The organism is Bradyrhizobium sp. (genome assembly GCF_019242285.1).
Lineage (GTDB): Bacteria > Pseudomonadota > Alphaproteobacteria > Rhizobiales > Xanthobacteraceae > Bradyrhizobium.
This window is the reverse complement of record NZ_JAFAVV010000780.1, coordinates 1-6,639: the sequence shown is the minus strand read 5'-3', so window position 1 is coordinate 6,639 and position 6,639 is coordinate 1. Positions and strand designations below refer to the sequence as shown.

10 protein-coding genes, 1 tRNA gene and 1 pseudogene are annotated in these 6,639 nt (G+C 62.9%); 8 read left to right on the top strand and 4 right to left on the bottom strand.

The genetic code is table 11. From position 1 onward, the window contains the following. The 4 genes from JOY90_RS31720 to JOY90_RS31705 form a co-directional block, all read left to right on the top strand. Window positions 1–912, top strand: a 912-nt coding sequence (locus JOY90_RS31720) for an MFS transporter (protein ID WP_291695037.1), incomplete at its 5' end; no start/stop codon positions are given. Window positions 913–1,145: 233 nt separating this feature from the next. Then, the gene (locus JOY90_RS31715) at window positions 1,146–1,400 is read left to right on the top strand and encodes a hypothetical protein (RefSeq protein ID WP_291695036.1); all 255 of its coding nucleotides are present in this window, start codon (window positions 1,146–1,148) and stop codon (window positions 1,398–1,400) included. A gap of 134 nt (window positions 1,401–1,534) precedes the next feature. Beyond that, window positions 1,535–1,774, top strand: a complete 240-nt coding sequence (locus JOY90_RS31710; RefSeq protein WP_291695035.1) for a hypothetical protein — start codon at window positions 1,535–1,537, stop codon at window positions 1,772–1,774. Between the two features lie 55 nt (window positions 1,775–1,829). Next, window positions 1,830–2,042 (top strand): hypothetical protein, encoded by a 213-nt coding sequence (locus JOY90_RS31705; RefSeq protein WP_291695034.1) that lies wholly within the window; start codon window positions 1,830–1,832, stop codon window positions 2,040–2,042. Window positions 2,043–2,102: 60 nt separating this feature from the next. Here JOY90_RS31705 and JOY90_RS31700 read toward each other — a convergent pair whose 3' ends face one another. Further along, window positions 2,103–2,357 carry a hypothetical protein gene (locus tag JOY90_RS31700; protein ID WP_291695033.1) on the bottom strand — a complete coding sequence of 85 codons (255 nt, stop codon included), beginning with the start codon at window positions 2,355–2,357 and terminating at the stop codon, window positions 2,103–2,105. Between the two features lie 314 nt (window positions 2,358–2,671). Between JOY90_RS31700 and JOY90_RS31695 the strand changes: the two genes are divergently transcribed. Continuing rightward, window positions 2,672–3,052, top strand: coding sequence for a GNAT family N-acetyltransferase (locus tag JOY90_RS31695; protein WP_291695032.1), 381 nt, complete (start codon window positions 2,672–2,674; stop codon window positions 3,050–3,052). A 152-nt stretch (window positions 3,053–3,204) separates the two neighbouring features. On the opposite strand, the gene JOY90_RS31690 is transcribed toward JOY90_RS31695, so the two are convergent. Beyond that, a tRNA-Glu gene (locus tag JOY90_RS31690) sits at window positions 3,205–3,279 on the bottom strand. A gap of 249 nt (window positions 3,280–3,528) precedes the next feature. Between JOY90_RS31690 and JOY90_RS31685 the strand changes: the two genes are divergently transcribed. Both JOY90_RS31685 and JOY90_RS31680 read left to right on the top strand, forming a co-directional pair. After that, complete coding sequence (locus JOY90_RS31685; RefSeq protein WP_291695031.1) at window positions 3,529–3,783, top strand: PilZ domain-containing protein; 255 nt, start codon at window positions 3,529–3,531, stop codon at window positions 3,781–3,783. 57 nt (window positions 3,784–3,840) lie between these two features. Then, window positions 3,841–4,095: a hypothetical protein gene (locus JOY90_RS31680; protein ID WP_291695030.1), complete on the top strand. Its 255-nt coding sequence runs from the start codon at window positions 3,841–3,843 to the stop codon at window positions 4,093–4,095. A 6-nt stretch (window positions 4,096–4,101) separates the two neighbouring features. Here JOY90_RS31680 and JOY90_RS31675 read toward each other — a convergent pair. Further along, a pseudogene (locus tag JOY90_RS31675) lies at window positions 4,102–4,739 on the bottom strand (glutathione S-transferase family protein). A 279-nt stretch (window positions 4,740–5,018) separates the two neighbouring features. After that, window positions 5,019–5,471: a VOC family protein gene (locus JOY90_RS31670; protein WP_291695028.1), complete on the bottom strand. Its 453-nt coding sequence runs from the start codon at window positions 5,469–5,471 to the stop codon at window positions 5,019–5,021. A 456-nt stretch (window positions 5,472–5,927) separates the two neighbouring features. Here JOY90_RS31670 and JOY90_RS31665 point away from each other — a divergent pair, with 456 nt between their 5' ends. Then, a complete protein-coding gene (locus tag JOY90_RS31665; protein WP_291695027.1) occupies window positions 5,928–6,230 on the top strand; it encodes an HU family DNA-binding protein in 303 nt (100 codons plus the stop codon). The last annotated feature ends 409 nt before the right edge of the window (window positions 6,231–6,639 follow it).

Below are 6,639 nucleotides of genomic sequence, written 5' to 3'. Positions count from 1 at the left end.
GTGCTGATGGGCGAGATGATCCGCGACAAGTATCGCGGCCGCGCGGTCGGCTTCGTGCAGAGCGGCTGGGCGGTCGGCTGGGGCGCCTCGGCGCTGTTGTACACACTGCTCTACGCCATGCTGCCGGAGGCGACCGCCTGGCGCGTGATGTTCTGGATCGGATTGACGCCGGCGCTGCTCGTGCTGTGGATCCGCCGCTCGATTCACGAGCCCGAGGTGTTCCAGGCGCGGCGACGGTCCGACGTCAGTGGCCTGATGCAGGCCTTCACCGTGTTGCGGCCGCCTTATCTGGCAACCACGCTGAAAGTGGCGCTGATGGTGACGGGGGCGCAGGGCGGCTCCTACGCGCTCTCGGTCTGGCTGCCGACCTATCTCAAGACCGAGCGGCACCTGAGCGCGCTGAACACCGGCTCCTATTTGTTGATCCACATCTGCGGCGCGTTCATCGGCTTTCTCACTGGCGCCTATCTCGCCGACGCGATCGGCCGCAAGCGCACTTTCATCGTCTCCGCGATCGGCTCGGTGGTCTGTGTCGCGATCTACCTGGCAGCGCCGATCGGCGATGGTCTGATGCTGATCCTGGGTGCCCCGCTCGGCTTCATCCTCTACATGATGTTCTCGGCGATGGGGCCGTTCATGACCGAACTGTACCCGACCGAGGTCCGCGGTGCGGGGCAGGGCTTCTGCTACAACTCGGGCCGCGCGATCGGTGCGCTGTTCCCCGCGCTGGTTGGATTCCTGAGCGACAGACTCGGGCTCGGCGGTGCCATCCTGCTGTTTGCGGTGCTTGCCTACGGCGTGATGCTCGCCGCGCTGATGTTGTTGCCGGAGACCAAGGGACGTTCGGTGAGCGCTATCGCGCCCGAGGATAGGGACACCCTGCGGCCGGCTGCAGCGGCAATGCAGAAGTGAAAATCGTGGCGAATCGCGTGCGACATTTTGGCACGCGCACGCGCCTCGCAGCGGTAGCGGAGCAAGGGTGCGGTGCAACTACACCGCTCTCGTTGTACCGACCGTGGCAACGAGAACACAGACAATGCTCGACGCGTTACATTTCGGTTCCGACTACAAATTTTCGTCGCATTCTGTCTGCCTCCTGGACGCATTAGCGCCGCGTGGCGAAGTAGCAGTATGAGTAACAGTACATGCGTGAAAGCCTCGAATCCCATGTTGAGGACCTCCGTCAATTCGAAAGGCTGTGCCGGGAGCAGGCGGAGGAGAGTGCGTCAACCGACGCAGCGGAAGCATTGCGAAGCCTGGCCAACGACTATCGGGATGAGGCGGAGGCAGCCGCGTCGAGCCTGATACGATTGTTGGCGACCAGCATCCAGAAAGAGAGGCTGAGGTGGGACCAGCAGTTCGCTCGCTCGTTTCGCGCCCGTCTTCTCGCGCGCTCCTGAGCCGTTCAAATCCGCTTCATCCGGTTCGCCACGACGAGATGCAAAGGCGGGAATCGGAACGCTGAACGTCGCGTTCAGGCCGTGTACATCTCGGCAGGCGCATAGGGGAGATCGGCAGCAATGACGATCGACCGATGTGCAACAACTCCCGGGCGTTGGCGAGGGACCTTCGGCGCCGCGAGCACATCTGCCTGAAGCAGGCGGACCAGTGCATCATTCCCGAAGCAAGATCTGCGCTGCTCGGCCTGGCCGCGGATTATCGCGCGGCCATCCAGGCGCTCGAGCAGGGAATCCTTGTCGACCGCATGTCCGGCGCACGCAGCGCTGCGACTGAGCCGGCGCCGACTCCGTCCGATCGCTCTCGCAACTCCTGAAAGGAACCAGCCACGCCCCGTGGCCGTTGGTGGTCGACAGCACGGGAGTGTCGCCATGACGGTCGAAGTGGATCCATCCTTGTCCGTCGACGAGAAACGGAACGTCAGTTGGGCGGGCCCCGGCGACGCGTTGGCGGATGACCCGGCGATCGTGCCCGACCGGCCGCTTGCTGCGAAGCTGCGCCAGGTCACACGTGAAGCGCCGCTGCGGTCGCTGGCTATTGCGTTTCTGCTCGGCATTTTCGTGGCGCGCCGTCATCGACGATGATGCTCGGGCGGGGAGTCCGCCTGGTAACCTTAATTCTTCCTTTCGATTGTCGATAAAATTTTATCGATTACACTGACGACAATTGAGCGGCTGACGAACCGCTCGATGAGAGGCCCGGAAGACGGCGCGCGGTTCGCGGCCTCGTTCAATGCCCTGCACCGGCTGGCGCCGGACATTTGCTTCGATGAGCCGTGCGGCGGCGGCCGCACGGCTCGTCTCTCCAGATTGCCTTCGAACCTCCATCTCATTCGCAGCTTTTTCGGCGACGACATCGCGCGCAGGCGCGATGCGCACGCCATTGGAATGGCCCGTCATGTTGCTCGCCTTGGCCTGTTTCCTGATCGTAAGCGGGGTCTGCCTCGTTGTGGCCGGCCTGGTCGGCGGTGCGCTGCATCGAAACACGCTGCATTCGATGGCGAAGTTGTAAGCGGATGGCCGCTCCGCCGCGCGGCCTGACAGCCGAGCACCTCGCCTTCAACCTTCCCCAGGGCGAAGCGTGCTCGGCTGTTTCTTATGCGCCGGATTATTCGCTCCCGAGCCCGGATTTTGCACTCTCACTCTGGGACGACCGATGAATCGAACGTTCATCTCACCAATATCAGGTGTCGATGCGAGGTTGGTTCCGCTGCATGACGAGGCCGCGCAACGGCTTCAACTTTGTCGCGCGGCTCCTGCGCGATTGGGTGTCGGGGTCGAACACGTTCAGTCAACCGGACGAACGCCTGGTCGAAGCATTCCGAGAGGACCGGCTGGTCGGCTTCTGTGGGCTGAATCGTGATCCCTATACGGCACAGAGTGCCGCCGGCCGGCTGCGGCACCTGTATGTGAGCAGGATGGCGCGCCAAAGCGGGGCCGGCTCCCCTCTCGTTCGACACCTCCTCGGAGAAGCTCGCGGGGTCTTCAAGATCGTCCGTCTTCGGAGCGACAGTCGTGAAGCTGCGCGGTTCTACGAGCATCTCAGGTTCAGGAGAGCGGAGGAGGAAAGCGCGACCCACCTCTGGATGCCGTGAGGCCTTCGCGATTTGCACGCTGCGTGCGCTGCGGGTGCGATGCTGCGCTGGCCAGCAGGCCCGTCGGTCGAACTCGCCAGCCCGAGACGCTTCAACGCCGAGAGCCTGCGCCGTCCGAACTCGAAAAGGCCCTTTTGCGGTGCTGACCGAACTGGCGCTCCCTAGCGGAATCGAACCGCTCTCTCCACCGTGAAAGGGTGGCGTCCTGACCGATAGACGAAGGGAGCAAAATCCACGGGGAATCAATATCTTATGGCGATGTCTCACCGTGCCGCGGAAGCTGCTCCCGATGTGCTTCGGGCGCGGCCAAGCGGCGCGCGAACGTATAGTGGCGTTTGTCCGGGCCGGCAAGCCGTGCCGTGAAAGGTATTCCGACCCCGCGACCGACCTGTTGCGCCCTTCAGTATGGGATCGAATCAACTGAATCTAAAGAGCGGGCGGCTAGGAATGATGCAAGCACGAGTGAGCTGAAGAAGATGGCGCCGACCAGGAAGCGGGAACCCCGAAAATTGCTCAGCCAGGCGGCGTGGATCACGCTGGAGGGCGGCTTCGCGGCGCGCCATTGCATGGTGCGGGACATCTCGACCGCCGGCGCCAAGATCGTGCTCGACGGCGCGCAGGCCTTGCCCGCAAAACTACGTCTCGCCTTCGCGCGCGATGCGCGCACTGGTCACAATTGCCAGGTCGTCTGGCGCCGCGGCAACATGGCCGGCGTCAAGTTCGTGCGCTGACCGCAAACCACCGCGCGGTGCGGTAGCCTTGGATCGCCGCGCGCGGTACAAGGCATCATGAAGAAATCCGTTCTCGTCGTCGCCGCGGCATTGTTGATGGTCTCACCTGTGGCGGCGCAATCCTCGGTCACGACACGCCTGCCCGGGACGACAATCCCGAGCAGGCAGCTGCCCCTGAAAGGGACCACATCGGCAACCAGCTGTGCGGCCTACGGACCCGGCTTCGTCAAGGTGGAAGGTACCAACAGCTGCATGAAGATCGGCGGCGCGCTCAGCGTGGGCATCGGTACCGGCGGCACGGTTGGGCGGTAGCCGCGCTCAGGACATCGGGCCTGCGATGAACTTCACAAATCCCGGCCGAGTTGCGAACTGTGCGAACCAGCGCTCGAGATGGGCATAGTTCGGCTTGGTAATGCCCTCAAAGCCGAGCCATCGCCGCGCATAGGCGCCGAGCGCGATATCGGCAATGGTGAAGTCGTCGCCCTCGATGTAGCGCCGGGTCGACAAATGATGATCGGCGATGCGCCAGACCGGCGCTTCCGCATCGGCGTCTTTCTGGATTGCGGCCATGTCCTGCTTCTCCGGCGGCGTGCGCACCAGCGCCCAGAACACCGGGCGGTCGACCGGCTGCACGGTGGAGAGCGTCCAATCGAGCCAGCGGTCGACCGCGGCGCGGTGCTTCGGCTCCTCGGGATAGAGTGCCGTGCCCCTGCCGTAGGCGAGGCAGAGATAACGCATGATCGAATTGGATTCCCACAGCACGTAATCGCCGTCGACCAGCGTCGGCACGCGTCCATTGGGGTTCATGGCGAGATAGTCGGGCTCGCTGTTGCGGCCGAAATGCAGGCCGGCGTCGATTCGCTCATAGGCGAGGTCGAGCTCGGCTAGGCACCACAACACCTTCTGCACGTTCACCGAGTGGCCCGGCCCCAGATCGTCGGTCCCTTGGCTGTCACATCGCGCTCCGTCCGCTTGCCAGACCGGAATTTCTCTAACGCGGACGTGCCGCAAACGCAAAAAATCAGGCTCCGCCAAGGAACAGCGGAGCCTGATTTCGTGTCGCCTCGACGCTTCTGGTTCAATGACCCAGGAACAGCCAGAGCAGAATGATCACCGGGATCGGCACGCCCAGCAGCCAGAGCAGAATTCCTCTTCCCATCACAACCCTCCTATTCGTCCTCTTGTCGAAGAGCTAACGCGAAGGGGCGCGGGTGGTTCCGAGGATCCGCGCAAGCTCACCAGTGCCCGGTGTTGGGCATCGAGGTCCAGGGCTCGGCCGGCGGCTTCGGATCGCCCTTCTGCAAGAGCTCGATCGAATGCAGGTCCGGCGAGCGCACGAACGCCATGTTGCCGTCGCGCGGCGGGCGATTGATGGTGATGCCCATCTTCATCAGCCTGTCGCAGGTCGCGTAGATGTCGTCGACCTCGTAGGCGAGGTGGCCGAAATAGCGGTCCTCGCCGTATTTCTCCTCGTCCCAGTTGTAGGTAAGCTCGACCAGCGGCGCACCGCGGGTCTGCGGCTGGCTCTTCAGCTGCTCGACATCCTCCGGCGCACAGAGAAACACCAGGGTGAACTTGGCCTTGTCGTTGTCGATGCGGCGAACCTCTTTCAGCCCGAGCGCATCCTGATAGAACTTCAACGCAACATCGAGGTTGCGCACGCGCAGCATGGTGTGGAGGAAACGCATGTTCTTTCTCCCTGTCGGATTTTTCCGGCCGTTGGCTCGAGCCGTAGATAGCAGCAAAACAAGGCCCGCGGCAGGGGGGCGCGGGCGCAATGCGCGGCTTCGAAGGACCGATCGACGCCCTGCGCCGTCAATCTTCCGCGAGCCTCCGGCATGCAGCCGCTGCCTGCGGAATGGCCGAAACAGGCTCTGCAACCGGACGTTGATTCATCCGATTGGCTGACGCCTGGAGCCGATTGCCTGCGCCCACACTGGTTTTCGGGTAGCGATCGCGCCTCCGCCGGCGCCCGGTCCGGGCGTTCAAAAACATGAACAAAGCCGGGCCGGAGGTGTTTTTGCAAAAGCGAAACGCAGAAAACACCTTAAATTCCAGCCAAAATCGAAAAAACTGTGTAGAAGGGCCTTGTTTTTCCGTGCTTTCGTTTATTGTCCTGTCTGGCACGAATCAGAGGAGACACGATGCCTACTCAACTTTCCAAGTCCCAGCTGATCGAGAAGATCGCGACCTCCACCGAGCTCTCGAAGCGCGACGTCAAGAACGTCATGGACGTCTTGACCGACGTCGGTCACAAGGAGCTCAAGAAGAACGGGATCTTTCTCGTCCCCGGCTTCGCCAAGTTCGTCGTGGTGAAGAAGCCCGCGACCAAGGCGCGTAAGGGCACCAATCCGTTTACGGGCGAGGAGATGATGTTCAAGGCGAAGCCGGCGCGCAAGATCGTGCGGGCAAGGCCCGTGAAGGCCGCCAAGGACGCGGTCGCCTAGAACTGGGGACCTGTGCAGGGACCCCTTCTGCCCGTCGATGCTTCGGAAGGAAGCGGCCCGGAGGGAGCCGCTTCCTTCCGTACTTTTGTCGTCGCCCACACCGGCGCGGTCCGTGGACGGTCGTTCTCATCCCCTATTGAGGGTATGAAAAAATTGAGGGTATGAAAAAAGTCGCCGAGTTGAGCAGCGGGCGACGTCAGGCCTGGCTGGATGCTCGCCGTCCCGGCACCCGTGGACGCCATGCCCTGACATGGGGCGCGCGTCGGAGTGCGCCAAACGTCGGAACAGATCAGCGGTTGAAGGCTTGCCAGCCTGCACGAGCACCCCGGCAACCACCGGACGAGCATGACGCGGGGCACGCGCGACTGATTCGGGCCATATCATGGAGATGTGCTCCGCAAACCACAAC

Bases quoted from the DNA above. Each gene is read 5' to 3' on its own strand.
- JOY90_RS31685 (WP_291695031.1), top strand. From the start codon at position 3,529: ATGGCGCCGACCAGGAAGCGGGAACCCCGAAAATTGCTCAGCCAGGCG.
- JOY90_RS31665 (WP_291695027.1), top strand. From the start codon at position 5,928: ATGCCTACTCAACTTTCCAAGTCCCAGCTGATCGAGAAGATCGCGACC.
- JOY90_RS31715 (WP_291695036.1), top strand. From the start codon at position 1,146: ATGCGTGAAAGCCTCGAATCCCATGTTGAGGACCTCCGTCAATTCGAA.
- JOY90_RS31680 (WP_291695030.1), top strand. From the start codon at position 3,841: ATGAAGAAATCCGTTCTCGTCGTCGCCGCGGCATTGTTGATGGTCTCA.
- JOY90_RS31700 (WP_291695033.1), bottom strand. From the start codon at position 2,357: ATGACGGGCCATTCCAATGGCGTGCGCATCGCGCCTGCGCGCGATGTC.
- JOY90_RS31695 (WP_291695032.1), top strand. From the start codon at position 2,672: ATGACGAGGCCGCGCAACGGCTTCAACTTTGTCGCGCGGCTCCTGCGC.
- JOY90_RS31670 (WP_291695028.1), bottom strand. From the start codon at position 5,471: ATGCGTTTCCTCCACACCATGCTGCGCGTGCGCAACCTCGATGTTGCG.
- JOY90_RS31710 (WP_291695035.1), top strand. From the start codon at position 1,535: ATGTGCAACAACTCCCGGGCGTTGGCGAGGGACCTTCGGCGCCGCGAG.
- JOY90_RS31705 (WP_291695034.1), top strand. From the start codon at position 1,830: ATGACGGTCGAAGTGGATCCATCCTTGTCCGTCGACGAGAAACGGAAC.